General features: G+C 49.4%; 1 protein-coding gene and 1 pseudogene. Both read right to left on the reverse strand.

Annotated elements, in window-relative coordinates:
* Positions 1–264: tRNA-guanine transglycosylase (locus FDX22_RS00235; protein WP_146716554.1), on the reverse strand; the 264-nt coding region annotated here is incomplete at its 3' end.
* Between the two features lie 53 nt (positions 265–317).
* Positions 318–576, reverse strand: a pseudogene (locus tag FDX22_RS00240) (S-adenosylmethionine:tRNA ribosyltransferase-isomerase); the annotation flags it as partial.

Consider the following 576-nt stretch of genomic DNA (forward strand, 5'->3'; position numbering starts at 1 on the left):
GGTGAGGATTGGGCCTTTCCACTGCATGAAATCGTGCAGATCGCCGTGCAGCTTCATGATTTCCTGACCCGGGCGCAGCCACAGGTGGAAAGTGTTGCCCAGGATGATCTGTGCGCCGGTCGCTTCAACTTCTTCCGGCGTCATACCTTTTACTGTGCCGTAAGTACCGACCGGCATAAAAGCAGGCGTTTCCACTACGCCACGATCAAAAACAAGGCGTCCGCGGCGAGCACGACCGTCTGTGGTATCCAGTTCAAATTTCATCTTAACTCCTGCGTCAGAAAAACAGTCCGACGTAAAATACTCATGCCGGGAACTTACTCCCCGACACGCTCAGAAATAGCCTGCGGATTGTACGTGATAAACNCCCGTAACTAAAAAAGCGATATTCCGCTTTTACTGCTTCATGATAGGCGTGCATGGTGTTTTTATAACCAGCAAATGCGGAAACCAGCATAATCAGCGTCGATTCCGGCAGGTGGAAGTTGGTGACCAGAGCATCAATCACCTGATATTTATAGCCTGGATAAATAAAGATTTGTGTATCGCCGAAGAACGGCTCGATTAGATCGTTTT

It is taken from the genome of Citrobacter sp. TBCS-14, from assembly GCF_005280805.1.
In the GTDB taxonomy this organism is placed as follows: domain Bacteria; phylum Pseudomonadota; class Gammaproteobacteria; order Enterobacterales; family Enterobacteriaceae; genus Citrobacter; species Citrobacter gillenii.